Annotated in this window: 19 protein-coding genes and 1 tRNA gene; 10 read left to right on the top strand and 10 right to left on the bottom strand. The window is 66.8% G+C overall.

The window, feature by feature from the left end; translation table 11 throughout:
- Positions 1-19: 19 nt before the first annotated feature.
- The 3 genes from DIE23_RS22920 to DIE23_RS22910 form a co-directional block, all read right to left on the bottom strand.
- Positions 20-1,747, bottom strand: coding sequence for a putative 2-aminoethylphosphonate ABC transporter permease subunit (locus DIE23_RS22920; protein ID WP_124614232.1), 1,728 nt, complete (start codon positions 1,745-1,747; stop codon positions 20-22).
- Positions 1,744-2,835, bottom strand: coding sequence for a putative 2-aminoethylphosphonate ABC transporter ATP-binding protein (locus DIE23_RS22915; protein ID WP_124614231.1), 1,092 nt, complete (start codon positions 2,833-2,835; stop codon positions 1,744-1,746). The genes DIE23_RS22920 and DIE23_RS22915 overlap by 4 nt, the downstream gene beginning before the upstream one ends.
- Before the next feature lie 111 nt (positions 2,836-2,946).
- Entirely contained in the window at positions 2,947-4,002 is a 1,056-nt protein-coding gene (locus DIE23_RS22910) for a putative 2-aminoethylphosphonate ABC transporter substrate-binding protein (RefSeq protein WP_124614230.1), read from the bottom strand.
- Positions 4,003-4,220: 218 nt separating this feature from the next.
- On the opposite strand from DIE23_RS22910, the gene phnA reads away from it, so the two are divergent.
- Positions 4,221-5,459, top strand: a complete 1,239-nt coding sequence (phnA, locus tag DIE23_RS22905) for a phosphonoacetate hydrolase (protein ID WP_124614229.1) — start codon at positions 4,221-4,223, stop codon at positions 5,457-5,459.
- A gap of 28 nt (positions 5,460-5,487) precedes the next feature.
- The gene (gene phnY / locus DIE23_RS22900; protein ID WP_124614228.1) at positions 5,488-6,942 is read left to right on the top strand and encodes a phosphonoacetaldehyde dehydrogenase; all 1,455 of its coding nucleotides are present in this window, start codon (positions 5,488-5,490) and stop codon (positions 6,940-6,942) included.
- A gap of 33 nt (positions 6,943-6,975) precedes the next feature.
- Here the strand turns inward: phnY and DIE23_RS22895 are convergent, their stop codons facing one another.
- Positions 6,976-7,779: an alpha/beta fold hydrolase gene (locus tag DIE23_RS22895; RefSeq protein ID WP_124614227.1), complete on the bottom strand. Its 804-nt coding sequence runs from the start codon at positions 7,777-7,779 to the stop codon at positions 6,976-6,978.
- Positions 7,780-7,860: 81 nt separating this feature from the next.
- Here DIE23_RS22895 and DIE23_RS22890 point away from each other — a divergent pair, with 81 nt between their 5' ends.
- The gene (locus tag DIE23_RS22890) at positions 7,861-8,475 is read left to right on the top strand and encodes a CGNR zinc finger domain-containing protein (protein WP_124614226.1); all 615 of its coding nucleotides are present in this window, start codon (positions 7,861-7,863) and stop codon (positions 8,473-8,475) included.
- A gap of 39 nt (positions 8,476-8,514) precedes the next feature.
- On the opposite strand, the gene DIE23_RS22885 is transcribed toward DIE23_RS22890, so the two are convergent.
- Both DIE23_RS22885 and DIE23_RS22880 read right to left on the bottom strand, forming a co-directional pair.
- Positions 8,515-9,564: a DUF3592 domain-containing protein gene (locus DIE23_RS22885; protein ID WP_124614225.1), complete on the bottom strand. Its 1,050-nt coding sequence runs from the start codon at positions 9,562-9,564 to the stop codon at positions 8,515-8,517.
- A gap of 187 nt (positions 9,565-9,751) precedes the next feature.
- Positions 9,752-9,827 (bottom strand) — tRNA-Lys (locus DIE23_RS22880).
- A 192-nt stretch (positions 9,828-10,019) separates the two neighbouring features.
- Here DIE23_RS22880 and DIE23_RS22875 point away from each other — a divergent pair.
- Both DIE23_RS22875 and DIE23_RS22870 read left to right on the top strand, forming a co-directional pair.
- On the top strand, positions 10,020-10,424 hold the full coding sequence (locus DIE23_RS22875) for a PaaI family thioesterase (protein WP_011886440.1): 405 nt from the start codon (positions 10,020-10,022) through the stop codon (positions 10,422-10,424).
- Between the two features lie 8 nt (positions 10,425-10,432).
- Positions 10,433-11,299 carry a patatin-like phospholipase family protein gene (locus DIE23_RS22870; RefSeq protein WP_124614224.1) on the top strand — a complete coding sequence of 289 codons (867 nt, stop codon included), beginning with the start codon at positions 10,433-10,435 and terminating at the stop codon, positions 11,297-11,299.
- Positions 11,300-11,348: 49 nt separating this feature from the next.
- Here DIE23_RS22870 and DIE23_RS22865 read toward each other — a convergent pair whose 3' ends face one another.
- Positions 11,349-12,362 (bottom strand): D-2-hydroxyacid dehydrogenase family protein, encoded by a 1,014-nt coding sequence (locus DIE23_RS22865; protein WP_124614223.1) that lies wholly within the window; start codon positions 12,360-12,362, stop codon positions 11,349-11,351.
- Between the two features lie 425 nt (positions 12,363-12,787).
- Between DIE23_RS22865 and DIE23_RS22860 the strand changes: the two genes are divergently transcribed.
- A complete protein-coding gene (locus DIE23_RS22860) occupies positions 12,788-13,837 on the top strand; it encodes a LysR family transcriptional regulator (protein ID WP_069226298.1) in 1,050 nt (349 codons plus the stop codon).
- A 136-nt stretch (positions 13,838-13,973) separates the two neighbouring features.
- Here the strand turns inward: DIE23_RS22860 and DIE23_RS22855 are convergent, their stop codons facing one another.
- The 3 genes from DIE23_RS22855 to dprA form a co-directional block, all read right to left on the bottom strand.
- The gene (locus tag DIE23_RS22855; RefSeq protein ID WP_124614222.1) at positions 13,974-16,571 is read right to left on the bottom strand and encodes a DNA topoisomerase III; all 2,598 of its coding nucleotides are present in this window, start codon (positions 16,569-16,571) and stop codon (positions 13,974-13,976) included.
- A gap of 191 nt (positions 16,572-16,762) precedes the next feature.
- A complete protein-coding gene (locus tag DIE23_RS22850) occupies positions 16,763-17,143 on the bottom strand; it encodes a thioredoxin family protein (protein ID WP_006750078.1) in 381 nt (126 codons plus the stop codon).
- Between the two features lie 36 nt (positions 17,144-17,179).
- Complete coding sequence (dprA, locus tag DIE23_RS22845) at positions 17,180-18,499, bottom strand: DNA-processing protein DprA (RefSeq protein ID WP_260436145.1); 1,320 nt, start codon at positions 18,497-18,499, stop codon at positions 17,180-17,182.
- Between the two features lie 185 nt (positions 18,500-18,684).
- Here dprA and def point away from each other — a divergent pair, with 185 nt between their 5' ends.
- From def to htpX, 4 genes are all read left to right on the top strand, one after another.
- On the top strand, positions 18,685-19,188 hold the full coding sequence (gene def, locus DIE23_RS22840; RefSeq protein ID WP_124614220.1) for a peptide deformylase: 504 nt from the start codon (positions 18,685-18,687) through the stop codon (positions 19,186-19,188).
- 34 nt (positions 19,189-19,222) lie between these two features.
- The gene (fmt, locus tag DIE23_RS22835; RefSeq protein ID WP_124614219.1) at positions 19,223-20,206 is read left to right on the top strand and encodes a methionyl-tRNA formyltransferase; all 984 of its coding nucleotides are present in this window, start codon (positions 19,223-19,225) and stop codon (positions 20,204-20,206) included.
- Positions 20,207-20,316: 110 nt separating this feature from the next.
- Complete coding sequence (locus DIE23_RS22830; protein ID WP_124614218.1) at positions 20,317-20,958, top strand: LysE family translocator; 642 nt, start codon at positions 20,317-20,319, stop codon at positions 20,956-20,958.
- A gap of 100 nt (positions 20,959-21,058) precedes the next feature.
- Positions 21,059-21,916 carry a zinc metalloprotease HtpX gene (gene htpX / locus DIE23_RS22825; RefSeq protein ID WP_124614217.1) on the top strand — a complete coding sequence of 286 codons (858 nt, stop codon included), beginning with the start codon at positions 21,059-21,061 and terminating at the stop codon, positions 21,914-21,916.
- Positions 21,917-22,068 lie beyond the last annotated feature (152 nt).

Genomic DNA, 22,068 nt, shown 5'->3' with positions numbered 1-22,068 from the left:
ACGTGAATGCGGCGAAAGATCAGCGGCGATGCGGGGTGCGCCAGGCCTGCGTGCGGCGCAACAGGCGGTGCGAGATGCACGCGAACAGCACGCAGGCGAACGACGAGGTCGCCAGCACGAGCGTCGCCATCGCGGCGGCTGGGCCCATCTGGCCCGCGTCGTCGAGGTTCAGGATCGCGACGGAGGCGGGCTGCGTGTCCGGCGAGTACAGGAACGCGACGGCGGAGACCGTCGTCATCCCGTTGACGAACAGGTAGCGCGCGATCAGCAGGATCGCGGGCAGGCACACGGGCACGGTCACGCGCAGGAAGGTCTTGTAGAACGGCACCTTCAGCGACGCCGATACGGCCTCGAACTCGCTGTCGATCTGCCGCAGCGCGGTGACGGCGGTCAGGTGGCTCGACGCATAGTAGTGGACGACCGTGACGATCGCGAGCAGCCACAGCGATCCGTACAGCCCGTTCAGCGGATTGCCGGGCGCGTTGAACAGGAAGATGTAGCTGATGCCTAGCACGAGACCGGGCACACCCATCGGCAGGATCGCGCACAGGGCGATGAAACCGCGCAGCCAGCGCGCGCCGCGGGTCTTCTCGATCAGGTAGGCGCCGCCGAACACGACGATCGTGCCGCCGAGCGCGACGGTCGCGGCCATCCGCAGGCTGTTCTTGTACGCGTCGAAGATGCCGGCGCCGATCAATCCCATCTCGTAGTGCTGCAGCCCGAGGCTCATCTGGTACGGCCAGAATTTCACGAACGACGCGAATACCGAGATGCCGACGACCGCGATGAAGAACGCGCACACCAACGCGCAGTACGCGAGCATCGCGGCGTCGAAGCCGCGCGACGGCTTCGGCTGGTACGGCGTCGAGCGCGCACCGAGCTGCGACTGCTGGCGGCGGCGGATGAAGAAGTCGACGCCGAACGCGACGAGCGCGGGGCACAGCAGCATCAGGCTCACGACCGCGCTGCGGTTGAAGTCCTGCAGCCCGATGATCAGCTTGTAGATGTCGGTCGACAGCACGTTGTACGAGCCGCCGATCACCACCGGCACGCCGAAGTCGTTGATACACATCGTGAACGCCACCATCGTCGCGCTGATCAGCCCGTACTTCGCGCCGGGCAGCGTGATCGTGAAGAACTTGCGCGTGCGGCTCGTGCCCATCGCGTCGGCGGCCTCGTAGAGCCGGCCGTCCGCGAGCGACAGCGCGGTGACGAGGATCATCAGCACGTGCGGGAACGAGGCGTACACCATGCTCAGCACGATGCCCGGCAGCCCGTAGATCGAGTGGCCGTGCAGCAGCGGCTTCAACAGCCCCGCGTTGCCGAACCAGTAGATGAACGACACGGCCGACAGCAGCGTCGGCGCGAGCAGCGGCAGCAGCGCGATCGTGCGCGCGGCGTTCTTCAGCGGCATGCACGAGCGCGTCAGCGCGTACGCGAACGTGAATGCCATCGGCACGACGATCGACGTGACGAGCGCGCCGACCGTCAGCGAATGAAGCATCGAGCGCAGCACGCCGCTGTCCTCGAGATACTCGACGAAGTTGTGCGCGCCGACGAAACGACCGTCCGCGTCGACGAAGCATTTCTGCACGACGAGCGCGAGCGGCAGCAAGAGGAACAGCGACATCAGCGCGGCCATCGCGACGAGCGCGAGCTGTGCGAGGCGGTCGTGCCAGTGCGTGAGCTGCCGCACGTCGGCGGGGGCGGCCGCGCCGCGGCGGCGTTCGGTGAGGACGGTGCTCATTGCAGTCGCTCCTTCGCGCTCGGGAACACGCGGACATGCTCGCGATCGAGCGCGAGGTCGATGCGCGCGCCGGCCTGCACGCCGGTGCGGTCGACGTCGTGATACGACAGATCGGCGACGATCTCATGGCCGTCGAGCCCGTCGATCCGGAAGCTCACGCGGCAGAACGCGCCGAGGAACTCGAGCTTCTCGACGCGGCCGGCCAGCACGTTGTCGGCCGTCTCGCCCGGCATGCGGATGCGCAGGTCCTCGGGCCGCACGTAGACCGACACCGCCGCGCCCTGGGCCGGCCGGGTGGTGCCGTGGCGGCAGTCGAAGCCGACGCCGCCCGCGCGCAGCGTGCCGTCCTGCGCGACTTCGGCGGGGATCGTGTTGACGCGGCCGATGAAGTCCGCGACGAACGGCGATGCGGGCTGCCGATAGATTTCGAGCGGCGTGCCGATCTGTTCGATCACGCCATGGTTCATCACGACGATCCGGTCGGCCATCGACAACGCTTCTTCCTGGTCATGCGTGACCATGATCGTCGTCACGCCGAGCCGCTGCTGCAGCGCGCGAATCTCCTGGCGCAGCCGCACGCGCACGCGCGCGTCGAGCGCCGACAGCGGTTCGTCGAGGAGCAGCAGGCCGGGCGATGTCGCGAGCGCGCGCGCCAGCGCGATGCGCTGCTGCTGGCCGCCGGACAATTGACCGGGATGCTTGCGATGGCTGTCGGGCAGGCCGACCAGCGCGAGCAGCGTATGCACGCGTTCGTGGATCGCGTCGCGCTTCATCCTGCGGTTCACGAGCCCGTACGCGACGTTGTCGTAGACGGTGAGGTTCGGAAACAGCGCGTACGACTGGAACACGATCCCGTAGTCGCGCAGTTGCGGCGGCAGCCGCGAGATGTCGCGGCCGTCCTGCATGATGTGGCCGGCGCTTTGCGCCTCGAGCCCCGCGATGATCCGCAGCAGCGTGGTTTTCCCGCAGCCGGACGGCCCCAGGAAGCAGATCATCTCGCCCTTCATCACGCTCAGGTTGATGTCGGTGAGGACCTGTGTGTCGTTGTACCGCTTCTCGATGCGTTCTACGCTCAGATAGGGTGCCATGCACGCCTCCACGCTGCGGGCGGCCCGGACGCGGGCCGGATACGACGATGGAAAGGGATGCGGGGCGGCGCGTGGCGCGGCCCCGCCGCCGGTCGCGGCGTTACTGCCGGGTCATTGCTGGGACTTCGCTCCGTAGCGCTTCTGCCAGGTATCGAGGATCGACTGACGGTTCTTCGCGGACCACACGAAGTCGTTCTTCACGAGCAGGTCCGCATAGTTGTCGGGGATGCCGGCGAGCTTGCGCGCGACGCCCGGGTACGCGACGATCGCCCACCAGCGCGCGGTGATCTGGTTCGCGTCCTTGCTCGCCATGAAGTCGGCGAGCTTCTTCGCGGCGTCCGGCTGTTTCGTCGTCTTCATGATCGCCGTGCCTTCCATGTCCCAGCCGAGCCCTTCCTTCGGGAACACGAGGTCGATCGGCGCGCCCTGCGCCTGCAGTTCGTGGCCGCGGAACTCGAACGAGATGCCGATCGGGAATTCACCGGTGCCGGCGAGCGTGCACGGCTTCGAACCCGAGTGCACATACTGCGCGACGTTCTTGTCGAGCGCGTCCATGAACTTCCAACCCTTGTCGTCGCCGAAGGTCTGCAGCCATGCGGTCACGTCGAGATAGCCGGTGCCCGACGACACCGGGCTCGGCATCACGATCGCGCCCTTGTAGACCGGCTTGGTCAGGTCTTCCCACGACGTCGGCTTCGGAATGTTCTTCGCCTGCGCGGCGACGCGGTTGTAGCAGATCGTCGCGCCCCACACGTCCATGCCGACCCAGTGCGGCGGCGTGTTCGCGTCGCTGTACTTGCGCGTGAGCTGGTCGAAGCCCTTCGGCGAATACGGCATCAGCATCCCCTGCAGGTCGAGCAGCGTGAGGCTCGATGCGGCGAGGCCGAGCACGACGTCCGCGCGCGGGTTGTTCTTTTCCGCGAGCAGCTTCGCGGTGACGGAGCCGGTCGAGTCGCGCACCCAGCGAATCTCGATATCGGGGTTCGCCTTCTCGAATGCGTCCTTGTAGGGTTTCATCGCTTCGTCTTCCAGCGCGGTGTAGACGAGCAGCGACGTCTTCGCGTGCGCCGCCTGCGCGGCGCCGAGCGCGACCGCGGCGGCCAGCGCGACACGCGCCGCGCCCGTCGCCCATGCATTGAAACGCTTGTGTACCGGCACTTCGTTCATCTTCAGACCCCTTGACTGTGGCGCCGCGGCACGCGGCGGATGAGTGGAGACCAGCCCTCTTCGTGCTTCCTCGTGTTTCCGTCTTTTGCTTTCTGTTCTCTGCATGTTGTTGACAATCTACAAATCATCAATTTTAATGTCAAGCATGGAAAACACCTCCTCGGCGCGGCGCGGGCGCCGACAGCTCAACCCCCTTCGAACCGAAAGGACTGAACGTCATGACTGAAACGCCTGTATCCGTGGAAGTGAACGGCCGCCGCTACAACTGGATGAGCCGCCCCGTGGTGGTCGTCTGCGTCGACGGCTGCGCCTATGAGTATCTCGAGATGGCGGCCGAGGCCGGCGTCGCGCCGTTCCTGCGCACGCTGCTGAAGCCGGGCACGGCGCTCAAGGGCGAGTGCGTGGTGCCGAGCTTCACGAACCCGAACAACCTGTCGATTGTTACCGGCGTGCCGCCGGCGATCCACGGGATAAGCGGCAACTACTTCTACGATCGCGACACCGGCGCCGAGGTGCTGATGAACGATCCGAAGTACCTCGTCGCGCCCACCGTGCTCGCGACCTTCGCGGAACAGGGCGCGCGCGTCGCGGTCGTCACTGCGAAGGACAAGCTGCGCCGCCTGCTCGGCAAGGGGCTCAAGGGCATCTGCTTCTCGTCGGAGAAGGCCGACGAGGCGAGCCTCTCGGAAAACGGCATCGACAACGTGCTCGAGCTGGTCGCCAAGCCGGTGCCGAGCGTGTACAGCGCCGACCTGTCGGAATTCGTTTTCGCGGCCGGTGTGCGCCTGCTCGAGACGCGCCCGATCGACCTGATGTACCTGTCGACGACCGACTACGTGCAGCACAAGTGCGCGCCGGGCACCGATGGCGCGAACGCGTTCTACCAGATGATGGACACCTACCTGAAGCGGCTCGACGAACTCGGCGCGATCGTCGCGATCACGGCCGATCACGGGATGAACGCGAAACACGACGGCGAGACCGGCGAGCCGAACGTGATCTACCTGCAGGAGCTGTTCGACGAATGGCTCGGTCACGACGCGGCGCGCGTGATCCTGCCGATCACCGATCCGTACGTCGTGCACCACGGCGCGCTCGGCTCGTTCGCGACCGTCTACGTGCCGGCTTCCGCCGATGCCGATGCGCTGCGCGCGCGGCTTGCCGCGGTGGACGGCATCGAGGTCGTGCTGACGGGCGCCGAAGGCTGCGCGCGCTTCGAACTGCCGCCCGACAGGATGGGCGACCTGATCGTGATCTCGAGGCAGGACGTCGTGCTCGGCACGCGCCGCATCAAGCACGACCTGTCGGGCCTGGACGTGCCGTTGCGCTCGCACGGCGGGATCTCCGAGCAGATCGTGCCGCTGATCTTCAGCAAGCCGGTCGCGACCGACGTCACGGGCCGCGCGCGGCTGCGCAACTTCGACATCATCGACATCGCACTCAACCATCTGCAGTGACGCGGACGGATCCGCCAGGGAGACACTCATGAACGCCATTGCAGCATCGACGGAGGTCCGCGCGCTTCATCGTGAAGCACTGCGAATCGATGGTGAAAGGATTCATCGCGACGCGGTGATCGAGGTGCGGAACCCGTATGACGGAACACTCGTCGGCACCGTGCCGAAGGCGACGCTCGACGACGTGCGGCGCGCATTCGCGGTCGCGCGTGCCTATCGGCCGTCGCTCACGCGCCACGAGCGCGCGGCGATCCTGCGCCGCGCGGCCGACATCGTGCGTGCGCGCACCGCCGAGATCGTGGCGCTGATCACGGCCGAAGCCGGGTTGTGCATCAAGGATTCGACGTATGAAGCCGGGCGAGTGGCCGACGTGCTCACGTTCGGTGCGGGCGAAGTGCTGAAGGACGACGGGCAGATCTTCTCGTGCGATCTGACGCCGCACGGCAAGAAGCGTCGCGTATACACGCAGCGCGAGCCGTTGCTCGGCGTGATTTCCGCGATCACGCCGTTCAACCATCCGATGAACCAGGTCGCGCACAAGGTCGTGCCGTCGGTCGCGACCAACAACCGGATCGTCGTGAAGCCGTCGGAGAAGGTGCCGCTGTCGTGCTACCTGTTCGCGGACATCCTGTATGAAGCCGGCCTGCCGCCGCAGATGCTGCAGGTGATTACCGGCGACCCGAAGGACATCGCGGACGAGCTGATCACGAATCCTGCGATCGACCTGATCACGTTCACCGGCGGCGTGTCGATCGGCAAGTCGATCGCGTCGCGGATGGGCTACCGGCGCGCGGTGCTCGAGCTCGGCGGCAACGATCCGATCATCGTGATGGAAGACGCCGATCTCGACGAGGCGAGCACGCTCGCCGTATCGGGCTCGTACAAGAACTCGGGGCAGCGCTGCACCGCGATCAAGCGGATGCTCGTGCACGAGGCGGTGGCCGACCGCTTCACCGAGCTGGTCGTCGAGAAAACCCGCGCGTGGGGCTACGGGAACCCGGCCGATCCGTCGGTCGACATGGGCACGGTGATCGACGAAGCGGCCGCGAAGTTCTGCGAGCAGCAGGTGAACGATGCAATTGCGCGCGGTGCGCGGCTCCTGATCGGCAACGTGCGCGACGGTGCGCTGTATTCGCCGACGGTCATCGATCGCGTGACACCCGACATGCCGCTCGTGAAGTACGAGACGTTCGGCCCGGTGTCGCCGATCATGCGCTTTCGCGACATCGACGAGGCGATCCGGATGTCGAACAGCACCGACTATGCGTTGTCGTCGTCGGTCTGCACGAACCGCTTCGACAACATCACGCGTTTCATCACGGAGCTGGAAGTCGGCAGCGTGAACGTGCGCGAGGTTCCGGGCTACCGACTCGAACTGACGCCGTTCGGCGGCGTGAAGGATTCGGGCCTCGGCTACAAGGAAGGCGTGCAGGAAGCGATGAAAAGCTTCACGAATACGAAGACCTATTCGCTGCCCTGGTAAGCGGCACTGCACGATATACCTGCGCGGGTGCGCCTACCGGTCGAGCACGGTGGCGACAATCGCCTCCGGCGCATCCTCCTGGACCAGGTGACCCGCGCGCGGCACCCTGATCAGCTTGCCGTTCGCGATGCGATCGGCAAGCGCCTGCCCCTGTTCGAGCGGAATCCACGCGTCGTCCTCGCCCCACACGATGCGCACCGGAAAGTCCGGCGGCGCATAGCGGGTCTCCGCTTCCTCGATGTAACGCTGGCGCATCTGCGCGATCTGTCGATAGAACGCCGGCTGGCCGGCCGGCGTGAGCCATGGCGAGCGATAGATCGACAGCACGTCGTCGCTCAGCGGCCGTGCGACCGCATTGCCGATATAGGCAGACACGAGTGCGTGGTGCGCATACGCCGGCAGCCCGGTGAACGCGGCTTCGTGCTGCGCGACATGCCGCACGAACGGCGAGCCTTGCGGCGCGATCGCGACCGGGTTGACGAGCGTCAGGTCCGAATACGCGATGCCGTCGAGGAAATGCGCGCGCAGCACCGTCGCGCCGCCGTAGTCGTGCGCCAGCACGCGCGGGCGTGCAATATTCCATTCGTCGAGCAGCGCGCCGAACAGCACGTTCTGCCGGCCGAGCGATACGTCGGCGTCGGGCATGTCCGACTGGCCGTAGCCGAGCAGGTCGTAGAAGAACACGCGATGGCGCCGTGCGAGCCACGGCGCGATGCGGCGCCACACCTGCGATGAAAACGGCGTGCCGTGTACGAGCACGAGCGGCGGCCCTTCGCCGAGCGTGCCCCACGCGATCCGGTGACCTTCAAAAATGAAGCGCTTGGCGAGATCGAGCATCGGTGCCTCCGTGCTAACCTGTTTTGGTTGTTAACAGGTTACGCCTGTTCATCCGGATATGAAACCGATAGGTGGAAATAAATGGTTACTCTACACGAACCTGCGCGCCAGGCGCACGCATGGAGTGCGGCCGATTTCGTCGGCGGCCATCCGGCGCTCGACTTCCTGAACACGGTGGCGGACACGGGCAAGACGCGCGACGAGGACAAACTCGTCGACTGGCCGACCGTGCGGGCGTGGGCCGGGAAATCGGGGTTGCTGGCGGATGCCGATCTCGCGCGTTTCCTGCGTCATCCCCGGCAGGACGGCGCGGACGAACTCGCCGCGCTGCATGGTTTTCGCGAGGATGCATATGCAGCGCTCGCGCACCTGTCGGCCGGCGATGGCGGCCGCGCCGGCGCGCGAGCGGCGGACCGGCTCGCCGAGGCGATTCGCGATGCGATCGGGCGCAGCAGATTCGACGCGGTCGATGGCCGCTTCGCGTGGCGGCCCGATGCGTGCACCGCGTCGCGCTGGATCGATGCAGCCGCGCTCGGGTTCGAGCATCTGATGCGCGGCGACGACTTCGCGCGTGTGCGGCAGTGCGGCCGCTGTACGTGGTTCTTCGTCGATCGCGGCCGCGGTGTCGGGCGACGCTGGTGCGACATGCGCACGTGCGGGAATCGCGCGAAGGTGGAGGCGTTCAGGGAGCGGTGAGGCCGGTGCCGTGGCGTTGACGGGTCGGCTCCGCGTTCGTCATTCAGCGAGTTCGTGCGGCCGATGCTCGGGCCACAGCCCCCCGACGACGAACAGTCCGGCGACGAGGAACGGCGCGCCGATCGCGAACAGGATCGCCGTGAGTCCCCACCGATCCCAGAACCGGTCGATGACCGCGCGCTCGGGCGTGACGGGGTCGTACAGCACGTTGACCACCTCGCCTTCGTACAGCCCGGGATGCGATGAAGCCGAGTCTTGGGCGAATGTGACCGGGCGGCCGCTGTCGGTCGTGAACGCGACGCTCACCGAATAGAGCGACGTGAGGGTGCGGGACGAGCGTGCGGTTTCGGCGATCTCGACGACATGGCCGGTCGAGTGCGCGTAATGGCGGGCGATCTGCCACTGGCGCAGCCCGGCAGCGCCGGCGCCGGCCAGGAAGCCGGTGCCGATCGCGATCGGAATCAGCACGATCGCGATGTTCCAGCGGCGCCGGGCCGTCTTGCGGGCGGCCGGTGCGGAAAGCGCGTCGGCTTGCCGGCCGCGGCGCTCGTTCACGTACAGCAGGCTACCGATCGCCAGCGACGCGACCGCGAGCAGTGCCGGCACCGCGACGGGAAACCAGCGTTGCGTGAAATCGTCTATCAGCGCGGGACGGTTCGGATGGGCCGGATCGACCAGGACGTCCACGCTTTCGCCGATGTCGTACGCCGGGACCACCGATGCGGTACTGCCTGCGACTTCACGGCGGTGGCCGTCGTTCGCGAGATAGGCAACGATCGGGCGGTATGCACGCATCGCGTCGCTGTCCTGCACGATGCGCACGACCGTGCCCGGCGCGCGGACCAGGTCGCCGGCCGCACGGCTTGCGGTGATGGCGAGCGTGGCAGCGACCACGAGCAGCGCAACGCCGAGCGCGAGCGCGACGAGCGCGTCCTTACGCTGCACGGCCGGATCCGCAGTGCGCGCCGTGCGACGGAGCCGGATGCGATCGGGGGGATGGCGCGACTCGACGTGCGCGCCGCTGTCGGCGTGACCATGCCCTCTGAATGGTCGCGTCTCGCTCACATGATTCCATGTCTGACGTCCCATGCTCTCTCAGTGCCGGCGGCGATACGGAGATCGCCGTCCCGGTCGTGTGATATTTGTCGGACGATTCTAACGGAAAGTATATGGGCGGGGCATGTATGTGATGCTTGCCGTGATGCGGGGGGGAGTCAGTCGGGCGCCGAAATGGAAAAAGGCCGGTCAGCTTGCGCTGACCGGCCTTTGGAATTCCTGGTGGGGCGTGAGTGACTCGAACACTCGACCTACGGATTAAGAGTCCGCTGCTCTACCAACTGAGCTAACGCCCCCCAACAGAAGATAAATTATGCACGTGTATTTTGGATTTGGCAAGCCCTTTCTGCGAATTTCCTCAAAATATTTCGTCACGGCAACGGCGGCTGTCCGCGCGGTCACGAGCCATCGCAGTTGGCGCGCTCCCGGTATGATGACGTCCACACGCGTTGCGCGGCGGTCGCGTAACGTTTTCTGGACATTCGAAGATGGACGAAAACGCAGTCCGCGAATTGCTGGATCGCCTGCTGGCCCCGTGGGTCCGCTCGCTCGGTCTGGTCCCCGTATCGATCGGCGACGACAGCGTCACGATGCGCCTGCCGTTTTCCGGCGAATTCCGTCATTCGGGCGGCATCATCTGCGGCCAGGTGTTCACGGCCGCCGCCGACACCGCGATGGTGGTAGCGATCTCGGCCGCGCTCGGCGAATTCCGGCCGATGACGACCGTATCGCTGAACACGAACTTCATGCGTCCGGTGCGCAAGGGCGACGTGCTCGTCACCGCGCGCGTGCTGCGGATGGGCCGCAACCTGGTATTTGGCGAAGTCGAGCTGTTCGACGAGGACGGCAAGATGGCCGTGCACGCGACGTCGACCTACGCGCTCGTCAGCTGAGCGGCGCGATGTTCGACCAGATCGTCTTCGCGGGCGGCGGCAATCGCTGCTGGTGGCAGGCCGGCTTCTGGGACGTCGCGCAGCCGGCGCTCGGCTTGCGCCCGCGCGTGATCGCCGGCATCTCGGCCGGCGCGGCGACGGCCTGCATGCTGTATATGCGCGACGCCGCGTGGGTGATGCGCTATTACGAGGAAGCGCTGCGCCACAACCGCAAGAACGCGTACTGGGGCAACCTGTTCGGGCGAGAGCCCGTGTTTCCGCATTACCGGATCTATCGTCAGGCGCTGCTCGACATCTACGGCGAGCCGTTCCCGCGGCTCGCCGACGCGCCGGAGATCCGCATCGGCGTGTCGCACGTGCCCCGCTGGCTTGGCGCACGCAGTGCGGTCGCCGCGGGCCTTGTCGCGTACAACATCGAAAAGTACGTGCGCAAGACGCTGCACCCGACGCTCGGGCGCACGCTCGGCTTCCGGCCCGAGTTCGTGCGCGCGCAGGCGTGCACGAGCGTCGACGAACTCGCCGACCTGATCCTGCAGTCGTCGTGCACGCCGCCGTTCACGCCGGTGCTGCGCCGCGGCGGCCGGCCGGTGCTCGACGGCGGGATGGTCGACAACGTGCCGGTCGGCGCGCTCGACGCATCGCCGGGCGATGTGCTGGTGCTCGTCACGCGGCTGTATCCGCGCCCGCAGATGTTCACGGTCGCGCACGGCGACCAGCGGCGGCTTTATATACAGCCGTCGAGCAAGGTGCCGATTTCGAGTTGGGATTACACGCGTCCGTCGCAGATGCGGCATGCATACGATCTCGGACGGCGCGACGGCGAGCATTTCCTCACGCGTGTCGACGCGATGACGGGCGGCCGCGTGGCCGCCTGAAGGCGGGAACGGAGAAGCAGGGCCGTGCGGCGAGCGCGGCCCGCGCCGGTCAGCGCACGCGGCGCGGCGTCAGCGCTTCCGGGTTGACGACGCTCGACAGGTCGCCCTGGTCGAACGCGAGGATGTTCCGGAACGCCGCGCTGAAATAGAGCTCGTAGCTCTCGCGCTCGACGTAGCCGATGTGCGGCGTGCAGATCACGTTTTCCATCCGCAGCAGGCTGTAGCCCTGCAGGATCGGCTCGCTCTCGAACACGTCGATCGCGACCATCCCCGGACGGTTGTGCGACAGCGCGTTGACGAGCGCGTTTTCCTCGAGCAGCTCCGCGCGGCTCGTGTTGACGAGCAGCGACGTCGGCTTCATCCGCATCAGGTCTTCCTGCTTGACGATCCCGCGCGTGTCGTCGTGCATGCGCAGGTGCAGCGACAGCACGTCGCTCTGCTCGAACAGCGCCTCGCGGCTCTCGGCGGCCGTATAGCCGTCGGCGCGCGCGGCCTCGAGCGAATGCTCGCGTCCCCAGATCAGCACGTTCATCCCGAACGCCTTGCCGTAGCCGGCGACCAGCCGGCCGATCTTGCCGTAGCCCCAGATGCCGAGCGTCTGGCCGCGCAGCACCTGGCCGAGGCCGAAGTTCGGCGGCAGCGCCGACGTCTTCAGGCCCGACTGTTGCCAGGCACCCTGCTTCAGGTTCGCGACGTATTGCGGAATGCGGCGCTGGGCGGCCATCACGAGCGCCCAGGTCAGTTCGGCCGGCGCGACCGGCGAACCCGTGCCTTCGAGCACCGCGATGCCGCGGTCGGTACACGCTTCGAGGTCGATGTGGGTCGAGATGCGGCCGGTCTGGCTGATCATGCGCAGGTTCGGCAGCTTGGCGAGCAGTTGCGACGAAATCGGCGTGCGCTCGCGAATCAGCACGAGCGCCTCGACTTCCGCGAGACGACTCGCGAGTTGCCCCAGGCCGCGTACCGTGTTGTTGAAGACCTTCACGTCGTGCTCGGCAAGCATCTCGAAGCAGTTCAGCTTGCGGACGGCGTCCTGGTAGTCGTCGAGGATGGCAATTTTCATGGTCAGCGGGAGTCGCGCGTTGAAAGCGGCAGTGGCGGCGGCGCACGTCGCGCACCCGTCCCGCCCGGCCGGGGCCGACATGATGCTACGTCGGCGCACGTCGTGGTGTCTTTTTAACAGGTTGTTACGCTCCGCCGCAATCGGCGCCGGCCTGACCCGGCGCCGCTCCCGTCGGGTGGGGCGGGTGTGCTGCTGTGTCGCATCAAACACGTCCTTCCTGATTCGGCCGCTTACTCGACGAGGTTCACCCAATTGTTGCTGCAATCAGAATAATTGGATCATCCATTCGCGATGAGTGAGGATTTTTGACTATTTTTATCTCGTTTCTCGGTGCCGTTAGGCAACTCTGCATCATTTCCGCTGTCGTAGGAGAATTACGCATTTGCTTCAACTTTTTGAAGTTGTAACAGCGGCAGGAGTCGTTTATGGATCATTTGCAGTCGATGCGCGTGTTCGTCAAGGTTGCGGATCTCGGCAGTTTCGCGCGGGCCGCGAGTGCAATGGATATCTCCAACGCGGTCGCGACGCGTCACGTCGCCGATCTGGAAGGCCGGCTCGGCACGCGTTTGCTGAACCGCACCACGCGCAGCCTTTCGCTGACGGAGTCGGGCCAGGTCTATCTGGAGCGGGCGCGCCAGATTCTCGATGAGCTCGAGGATGTCGAACAGATGGTCGTTGCGCGCAATCACGAGCCGGTCGGCACGTTGCGCATCGTCGCGCCGGTCGTGTTCGGCCTGCACAACCTTGCCCCCGTCCTGCAGTCGTACACGGAGAATTTCCCGAAAGTCGTGCCGGATCTGACCCTGGTCGACCGCCAGGTCGATCTCGTCGAGGAAGGTTTCGACGTCGGCATCGTCGTCACGCGCCAGATGCGCAGCGCAAGCATCGTCACGCGTCGGCTGACCACGGGCTGCATGACTGTGTGCGCGACGCCGAGCTATCTGGAAAAGCACGGCGTGCCGACCCATCCGGAGCACCTCGCCGAGCACCCGGCGCTGAGCCTGCCGACCGAATACTGGGGCGACGAGCGCGTGTTCACGGGGCCGGACGGCGAAGTGCGCGTGCGTCCGACCAATGTGATCGTCGCGAACAACACCGCGATGCTGCGCCAGTTCGCGCTGCTCGGGATGGGTGTCGCGATCCTGCCGAGCTACCTGATCGGCAGCGACATCGCGCGCGGCGCGCTGGTGCGGCTGCTGCCGGATTTCCGGCTGCCGCAGGTCGAGATCAACATCGCGTATCCGAGCCGGCGCCATCTGCCCGCGAAGGTGCGCACGTTCATCGACCACCTCGTCGAGTATTTCAGCCACTCGACCGACGCGACGATGGGCGAACAGTGGGCCGCACAGGGTGCGGCGCCCGCGCCGATCGGCGTCGAGATGCGTGCCGAGCCGCCCGAATCGACCGACCCGAACCTTCAGCCGCGCCTCGCACGGTCGCCGCGCGCGCGCGTCGCGGTGCCATCGCCGCTGTAGCGCCGCGGCGGCCGCGTACCGTCACGGCCGGCATCAGGCACCAAGAAAAAACGCGGATCGAGCGATCGATCCGCGTTTTTTTATCGCCGTTTGACCGGCGTGCAACTGGCCGGGGGAAGCCCCGGCGGCCGGGTCGTCACGAGCCCGTCTTGCGCGCCGTCGTCTTGCGGGCGGCGGTCTTGCGGGCCGGCGCCGGTTTCTCGTCGGCGCCTTCCGTCACGGTTTCGGCGTCCTTCGTCGCCGATTTCGCCGTCTTCTTCGCGGCAGCAGCCTTCGGCTCCTTCTTCTCGAACTCGAAACCGATCTTGCCGTCCGGCTGTTTCACGAGGAATGCCTTGAAGTTGCGGCCCGTGCGCGACGACTTGAAGCTCGGCAGCAGATCCGTGCGGCCGTCGGCCAGCAGCTTGGCCATCTGGTCGCGCGTGATTTCCTGCTGCAGGATCACCTTGCCCGAACGGAAGTCGCAGGTCTTAGGATTCGCGACCGAGTGCTCGCACACATAGCTCATCCCGTGCTCGAACACGCGGCCCTTGCACTTCGGGCACGCGCCAACCGGTTCCTGCGCGGAGAAGTCGGGCGCTTCGCCTTCCTCGCCGCCCTGGTCCTGGCCGAAGTCGAACTCGAGCTTGTAGTTCTTCGTTTCGTCGTCGAACGAGAGCTTCAGGATCGCCGAGAACGGACGGCCCATCTTGCTGCGGAAGCCGGACAGCGGACCGATGGTCTTCTCCCGCAGCAACTCCTCGACTTCCGCGATCTCGAACTGCCGGCTGCCCGGAATCTTCGAGATCGAGAACTCGCACTTCGTGCACGCGAAGCGGCGGTAGTTTTCCTTCACCTGGCCGCCGCAGTTCGGGCACGGCGTCTCGAGCGTCGCGTAATCGCCCGGGATCGTGTCCGAATCGTATTCCTTCGCGCGCTTGACGATCTGCTGCGTCATGCGGGCGATTTCCTGCATGAACGCGTCGCGCCCGAGGTTGCCGCGCTCCATCTGCGACAGCTTGTATTCCCATTCGCCGGTGAGCTCGGGCGCGGTCAGTTCCTTCACGCCGAGCCCGCGCAGCAGCGTCATCAGCTGGAATGCCTTCGCTGTCGGGATCAGTTCGCGGCCTTCGCGCACGAGGTATTTCTCGCCGAGCAGGCCTTCGATGATCGCCGCGCGCGTCGCTGGCGTGCCGAGGCCCTTCGCGGCCATCGCCTCGCGCAGCTCGTCGTCCTCGACGAGCTTGCCCGCGCCTTCCATCGCGGAAAGCAGCGTCGCTTCCGAGTAGCGTGCGGGCGGCTTCGTCACGAGCGCGACGGCGGCGATCTCGTCCGTCTTCACCTTCTCGTCCTTCTGCACCGGCACGAGGTTCGCATCCGCGCCTTCCGCGTCGCGGCCGTACACCTGCAGCCAGCCCGGCTCGACGAGCACCTTGCCTTCGGTCTTGAAGTGATGGCCGGCGACTTCCGTGATCCGCGTCGTGACGCGGAATTCGGCCGCCGGGAAGAACACCGCGAGGAAGCGCTTCACGACCATGTCGTACAGCTTCTGCTCCGGCTCGGACAGCGACTTCGGCGCCTGCAGGGTCGGGATGATGGCGAAGTGGTCGCTGATCTTCGAGTTGTCGAAGATCCGCTTGTTCGGCTTCACCCAGCCCTTGTCGAGCACCTGCTTCGCATGCGGCAGGTAGTTGTGGCTCTCCTTGAGCATCTCGAGCGTGGACTGCACCGTCGAAATGTAGTCTTCCGGCAGCGCGCGCGCGTCGGTACGCGGGTACGTCAGCACCTTGTGCTTTTCATACAGCGCCTGTGCGAGGCCGAGCGTGTTCTTCGCGGAGAAGCCGAAGCGGCTGTTCGCCTCGCGCTGCAGGCTCGTCAGGTCGAACAGCAGCGGCGACAGCTGGGTCGACGGCTTCGATTCCTCCGACACCGTGCCGACCTGGTCGCGGCATGCGGCGACAATGGTTTCGGCGGCTGGCAGGCTCCACAGGCGGGAGTCGCGCTTTTCCGGATCGAACTCGTCGCGCTTGAATTTAGGGTCGAACCACTTGCCTTCGTAGAAGCCGCCCGCGCACGCGAACTCGGCCTTCACTTCCCAGTAGTCGCGCGGGATGAATCGACGGATTTTCTCTTCACGTTCGACGACGATCGACAGCGTTGGCGTCTGGACGCGACCGACGGTCGTCAGGAAGAAGCCGCCGCCCTTGCTGTTGAACGCCGTCATCGCGCGCGTGCCGTTGATGCCGACGAGCCAGTCGGCCTCCGAGCGGCAGCGTGCGGCGTCGGCGAGCGGCTGCATGTCGGTGTCGCTGCGCAGATGTGCGAAACCGTCGCGGATCGCCTGCGGCGTCATCGACTGCAGCCACAGGCGCTGGACCGGCTGCTTCGCCTTCGCGTGCTGCACGATCAGGCGGAAAATCAGCTCGCCCTCGCGCCCCGCGTCACATGCGTTGATCAGCCGGTCGACGTCCTTGCGCTTCATCAGCTTGGTAAGGACCTTCAGGCGCGATTCGCTTTTTGCGATCGGGTTCAGGTCGAAATGCGGGGGGATGACGGGCAGATGAGCGAAGCTCCATTTCCCGCGCTTGACCTCGTACTCTTCCGGGGCGGCAATTTCCAGCAGGTGGCCGACCGCGGACGAAAGGACGAATTCGTCGCTCTCGAAGTATTCGTCATGCTTGGTAAAGCCGCCCAAAGCGCGCGCGATGTCGTTCGCGACAGAAGGCTTTTCCGCAATGATCAGAGCTTTGGACATGACAGGTGTGTGTTGGTAGACCGGGTTCGCCGGTGTGGGTCCCTTTTACGACGGCTTTATAGCACACGCCGCAGCGACGGCGGCTCGGCGTGCAAAAAGCGGCTCATCATAGAGGGGGGCCGCAACGGCGGCAAGCGCCCGGCGCGGCGGCGCGCGCAACGGCGCGACAAGCCGCCCGGCCGGTGCGCGGTTTACGCCTCGACGTTCAGGATGTTGCGCAATTTCGGTGCGTGCGGCGCGCCGGGTACCGCGCTCAGGTCGGACAGCATCCGTTCGACGATCGCCGCATGCGGCAGCACCGTGCCGAAGAAGCGCGCGGTGTTCGCGTCCTCGATCAGGATCGTCGGGAAATTCTCGACGTCGAGGTCGTCGAGCCGGTCGGCATGGGTTTCAATGTCGATCCACGCGAAGCAGGCGTCGGGATGGGCGTCGGCGAGCTGGTCGAAGGCCGTCCGGTAGTCGCGGCAGGTGCCGCACCACTCGGCGCACAGGCAGGCGACCAGCAGCGTGTCGGGATCGGCGAGGCGCTCGGCGATCCGATCGGCATCGGTGTCGAGATTCAGCGCGGGCATGGCGTTCCTTGGGTATCGTCGGCGGCACGGCCGCCTCTATGCGGGGGAATGTAGCACGCCGGACGGGGGCGGGGTGGGCGCCGCGTCAAGCCGCGCGAAGCGTCCGCCGGGCACGCTCGCGACGCGGCCGGCCAGTTCGAGCGCGAGCAGCGCGCGGTGCAGCACGTCGTCGGACAGGCCGCTGTGCTCGGCGAGCCACTCGTAAGTAACGGGGCCGTATCCCAATGCAGCGAGCACGGACTGTTCGGCCGGGTTGTCGGGTGGCGCACCTTCGATTCTGGTGGATGCGGCGGTGGGAACGGAGGCGTTCGTCTTCGCGATGTGCTCGCCCGCGCGTTGACCCGTGGCGGCAGCTTCGCCGTTATCGGGGTGCGAACGCGAATTCGCCGTGGTGTGACCGGTGTGAGCTGCCGGTTCGCCCAGCCCGTATTCCTCGAGCACGTCGAGCGGCGTCGCGGTGAGTTTCGCGCCGTCGCGGATCAGTGCGTGGCAGCCTTGCGCGAGCGGCGCGTGGATCGAGCCCGGCATCGCGAACACGTCGCGGCCCAGCTCGTTCGCGAGCCGCGCGGTGATCAGCGAGCCGGAGCGCGGCGCGGCTTCGACGACGAGTGCACCGAGCGCGAGCGCGGCGATCAGCCGGTTGCGCTGCGGGAAATGCGACGCCCGCGCGGGCGTGCCGAGCGGCCATTCGGATACGATCGCGCCGCGTGCGGCGATCTCGTGCGCGAGCGTGCGGTGCCGCGCCGGATAGACGAGATCGGCGCCCGTCGCGATCACCGCGATCGTGCTGGCGAGGCCGTCGAGGCCGCCGCGATGCGCGGCGCCGTCGATGCCGAGCGCGAGGCCGGAGACGATCGCGAGCCCGGCATCGGACAGCGCATGCGCGAAGCGCGTCGCGTCGGCGAGCCCTTGCGGCGTCGCGTGGCGGCTGCCGACTACGGCGAGCCCGCGCGCATGCAGCAGGTCGAGCCTGCCCTTTACATATAGCAGCGGCGGCGGATCGTGCAGGTCGCGCAGCCGTGGCGGATAGACGGGATCGTTGAGCGTGACGATCGCGTTGCCCGGTGCATCGAGCCATGCGAGTGCGGCGTCGGTGCGCGCGTCGAGGTCGTCCCGCTCGCTGGCGCGCACCGCCCGCGCGGCGGCAGTGCTGCTCGCCGCGCCGATGGCCTGGTCGGACGCGCGCAGCAGCGCCGCCGGCGAGCCGAACGCATCGAGCAGCGCGTACAGCACGGCGGGGGCGAGGCCCGGCGCATGCGCGAGCTGCAGCCACGCGCGCAACGCGGAGGTCGTCAGCGTTTGCGGCGACATGAGGTTCCCCTCGAATGCGGCGGCCAGCGGACCGCGTGGCGCCATGATAAAATTTTCATCATCCGAAATACTCGACAGGGCCGCGCGCACGAGCGTCCGGCCAATTGCAGGAGGCATGACCTGCGGCGTTGATATGCCGCGCGTCCGCCTCATCTTCATTGCATCCCGGCGGCGGCGCCAGCCGGCCGGATGGCCGATGCGGCACGCCGCCCCACCGAATACCGAACACCATGGCTTTGCTGAACATTCTTCATTACCCCGACAAGCGGCTGCACAAGGTCGCCAAGCCCGTCGACAAGGTCGACGACCGGATCCGCAAGCTCGTCGCCGACATGGCCGAAACCATGTACGCCGCGCCCGGCATCGGCCTTGCGGCGACGCAGGTCGACGTGCACGAGCGCGTGATCGTGATCGACGTCTCCGAGGAGAAGAACGAGCTGCGCGCGTTCATCAACCCCGAGATCACCTGGTCGAGCGACGTGAAGCAGGTCTACGAGGAGGGCTGCCTGTCGGTGCCCGGGATCTACGACGAGGTCGAGCGTCCGGACCACGTGCGCGTACGCGCGCTCAACGAGCACGGCGAGGCTTTCGAACTCGACTGCGAGGGCCTGCTGGCCGTGTGCGTGCAGCACGAGATGGATCACCTGATGGGGCGCGTGTTCGTCGAATACCTGTCGCCGCTGAAGCAGACCCGCATCAAGACGAAGATGAAGAAACTCGAACGCGCGATGTGACGCGCGTGTGCCCAGCCCGATCCCGAACGCTGTCATGACCCATACGTTGCGTGTGATTTTTGCCGGCACGCCGGAATTCGCCGCGGCCGCACTCGCCGCGATCCACGAGGCCGGTTTCCCGGTGCCGCTCGTGCTTACCCAGCCCGATCGCCCTGCCGGGCGCGGGATGAAACTGCAGGCGAGCGCCGTGAAGCGCTATGCGGTCGAGCACGGGATGCCCGTCGCGCAGCCGCCGTCGCTGCGCCGCGCGGGCAAGTACCCGGCGGAGGCGGCCGACGCGATCGAGCTGCTGCGCACGACCCCGCACGACGTGATGGTGGTCGCCGCATACGGCCTGCTGTTGCCGCAGGAAGTGCTCGACATTCCACGCGCCGGCTGCATCAACATCCACGCGTCGCTGCTGCCGCGCTGGCGCGGTGCCGCGCCGATCCACCGCGCGATCGAGGCAGGTGACGCCGAGACGGGCGTCACGCTGATGCAGATGGACATCGGCCTCGACACCGGCGCGATGATCGAGGAGGCGCGCCTCGCGATCGCGCCCGACGATACGACCGCCACGCTGCACGACCGGCTGACCGCCGACGGCGCGCGGCTGATCGTCGAGGCGCTGGTTCGGCTCGAGCGCGACGGCACGCTGCCTGCCACGCCGCAGCCGGCCGACGGCGTGACTTATGCGGAAAAGATCGGCAAGCACGAAGCGGTGCTCGACTGGCGCGAGGCGGCCGACGTGCTCGCGCGCCAGGTTCGTGCGTTCGACCCGTTCCCGGGCGGCGTCGCGACGCTCGACGGCGCGGCGATCAAGCTGTGGGCGGCCGAGCCCGTGGCGGCGCGCGGCGACGCGGCGCCCGGCACGATCGTCGAGGCTGCGCCGGAAGGCGTGGTCGTCGCCTGCGGCAGCGGCGCGCTGCGCGTCACGCAACTGCAGAAGCCGGGCGGCAAGCGGCTGCCCGCGCGCGAATTCCTGGCCGGCTCGCCGCTCGCCGTGGGCCAGCGCTTCGCGTTGCCCGACGTGGCGTGAGCGTCATTCGACCCGACATGCCAGCCGCATGCAATCGGCCGGATGGCCGAGTCGCGCGGCGCGGCTGGCGCGCGTAGAATTTTCCTGCGCTTCCCGGTTTAGAGGTTTTCATGCTTGGCATCACCCATTTCGGCTTCTTCGTGCTCGCGGTTTTCCTGCTGAACGTCACGCCCGGCCCCGATACGGCGTACATCGTCGGCCGCAGTGTCGCGCAGGGCCGCGGCGCGGGGCTGATGTCGGCGCTCGGCATCTCGACCGGCTGCTGCGTGCACGCACTTGCGTGCGCGTTCGGCCTGACCGCGCTGCTCGCAGCGTCGGCCGCTGCGTTCACGGTGATTAAGCTGGTCGGGGCCGCTTACCTGATCTATCTCGGCGTGCGCATGATCCTCGTGAAGCAGGCTGCCGCGCCGGCAGGCGCCGAGGCGGCGCAGGCCATGGCCGCGAAGCCGCTGCGCCAGCTGTTCATGCAGGGTTTCTGGACCAACGTGCTGAACCCGAAGGTCGTGCTGTTCTTCGTGTCGTTCTTCCCGCAGTTCGTGTCGGCGGACAGCCCGCACAAGGCGCTGGCGTTCCTGGCCCTCGGTTCGGTGTTCGTCGTGATGAGCACCATCTGGACCTGCGTGGTCGCGTGGGTCGCGGGCAGCGTCACGCAGCGCTTTTCCGGCAAGCCGGGCGTCAAGAAGTGGCTCGACCGCACGGTCGGCAGCGCGTTCGTCGGCCTCGGGCTGAGGCTCGCGGCGGCGCAACGCTGAAATTGAATTTTTCCGGCAAGACCTTATCTAACAAATCACTTACAATTTTCCGCCGTGCACGGTGATGTGCGGCGGGTCCCCTGACGGATAAGGAGTGGGTATGTTCAATTGGGTCAAAACGGCGATGCTGATGGCCGCGATCACGGCCCTGTTCATCGTGATCGGCGGCATGATCGGCGGCTCGCGCGGCATGACGATCGCGCTGCTGTTCGCGCTCGGCATGAATTTCTTCTCGTACTGGTTCTCCGACAAGATGGTGCTGCGCATGTACAACGCGCAGGAAGTCGACGAGAACACGGCGCCGCAGTTCTACCGGATGGTGCGCGAGCTCGCCACCCGCGCGAACCTGCCGATGCCGCGGGTCTACCTGATCAACGAGGACGCGCCGAACGCGTTCGCGACGGGCCGCAACCCCGAGCACGCGGCGGTCGCCGCGACGACGGGTATCCTGCGCGTGCTGTCCGAGCGCGAGATGCGCGGCGTGATGGCGCACGAACTCGCGCACGTGAAGCACCGCGACATCCTGATCTCGACGATCACCGCGACGATGGCGGGCGCGATCTCGGCACTGGCCAACTTCGCGATGTTCTTCGGCGGCCGCGACGAAAACGGTCGCCCGGCCAACCCGATCGCGGGGATCGCGGTCGCGCTCCTCGCGCCGATCGCCGGTGCGCTGATCCAGATGGCGATCTCGCGGGCGCGTGAATTCGAGGCCGACCGCGGCGGCGCTCAGATCTCCGGCGATCCGCAGTCGCTCGCCACCGCGCTCGACAAGATCCATCGCTTTGCGGCCGGCATCCCGTTCCAGGCGGCCGAAGCGCATCCGGCCACCGCGCAGATGATGATCATGAACCCGTTGCATGGCGGCGGCCTGCAGAACCTGTTCTCCACGCACCCGGCGACCGAGGAGCGCATCGCGCGCCTGATGGAGATGGCGCGTACCGGCCGCTTCGACTAAATCGCGTCGTGCTCGACACGTCACCCCGCACGCCCCGCGCTGCGGGGTGTTTCATTTGTGCATCCCGTAAAGGGGCCGCATGGCCTCACGCTACAATGCGCGGTTTGGAATCGCGGCGGCCGCGCGGCCGCTGGGTTCCCGCCGCTCGCGGC

Source organism: Burkholderia sp. Bp9143, from assembly GCF_003853645.1.
Lineage (GTDB): Bacteria > Pseudomonadota > Gammaproteobacteria > Burkholderiales > Burkholderiaceae > Burkholderia.
Note: the sequence above shows the minus strand (reverse complement) of the source record. Positions and strands in the feature narration are given on the sequence as shown.

Coding starts and splice junctions, on each gene's coding strand:
- phnA (WP_124614229.1), top strand. CDS start 4,221: ATGACTGAAACGCCTGTATCCGTGGAAGTGAACGGCCGCCGCTACAAC.
- DIE23_RS22855 (WP_124614222.1), bottom strand. CDS start 16,571: ATGTCCAAAGCTCTGATCATTGCGGAAAAGCCTTCTGTCGCGAACGAC.
- htpX (WP_124614217.1), top strand. CDS start 21,059: ATGTTCAATTGGGTCAAAACGGCGATGCTGATGGCCGCGATCACGGCC.
- fmt (WP_124614219.1), top strand. CDS start 19,223: ATGACCCATACGTTGCGTGTGATTTTTGCCGGCACGCCGGAATTCGCC.
- DIE23_RS22865 (WP_124614223.1), bottom strand. CDS start 12,362: ATGAAAATTGCCATCCTCGACGACTACCAGGACGCCGTCCGCAAGCTG.
- dprA (WP_260436145.1), bottom strand. CDS start 18,499: ATGGCGCCACGCGGTCCGCTGGCCGCCGCATTCGAGGGGAACCTCATG.
- DIE23_RS22870 (WP_124614224.1), top strand. CDS start 10,433: ATGTTCGACCAGATCGTCTTCGCGGGCGGCGGCAATCGCTGCTGGTGG.
- DIE23_RS22895 (WP_124614227.1), bottom strand. CDS start 7,779: ATGCTCGATCTCGCCAAGCGCTTCATTTTTGAAGGTCACCGGATCGCG.
- phnY (WP_124614228.1), top strand. CDS start 5,488: ATGAACGCCATTGCAGCATCGACGGAGGTCCGCGCGCTTCATCGTGAA.
- DIE23_RS22830 (WP_124614218.1), top strand. CDS start 20,317: ATGCTTGGCATCACCCATTTCGGCTTCTTCGTGCTCGCGGTTTTCCTG.
- DIE23_RS22890 (WP_124614226.1), top strand. CDS start 7,861: ATGGTTACTCTACACGAACCTGCGCGCCAGGCGCACGCATGGAGTGCG.
- DIE23_RS22875 (WP_011886440.1), top strand. CDS start 10,020: ATGGACGAAAACGCAGTCCGCGAATTGCTGGATCGCCTGCTGGCCCCG.
- DIE23_RS22915 (WP_124614231.1), bottom strand. CDS start 2,835: ATGGCACCCTATCTGAGCGTAGAACGCATCGAGAAGCGGTACAACGAC.
- DIE23_RS22850 (WP_006750078.1), bottom strand. CDS start 17,143: ATGCCCGCGCTGAATCTCGACACCGATGCCGATCGGATCGCCGAGCGC.
- DIE23_RS22920 (WP_124614232.1), bottom strand. CDS start 1,747: ATGAGCACCGTCCTCACCGAACGCCGCCGCGGCGCGGCCGCCCCCGCC.
- DIE23_RS22860 (WP_069226298.1), top strand. CDS start 12,788: ATGGATCATTTGCAGTCGATGCGCGTGTTCGTCAAGGTTGCGGATCTC.
- def (WP_124614220.1), top strand. CDS start 18,685: ATGGCTTTGCTGAACATTCTTCATTACCCCGACAAGCGGCTGCACAAG.
- DIE23_RS22885 (WP_124614225.1), bottom strand. CDS start 9,564: ATGGGACGTCAGACATGGAATCATGTGAGCGAGACGCGACCATTCAGA.
- DIE23_RS22910 (WP_124614230.1), bottom strand. CDS start 4,002: ATGAACGAAGTGCCGGTACACAAGCGTTTCAATGCATGGGCGACGGGC.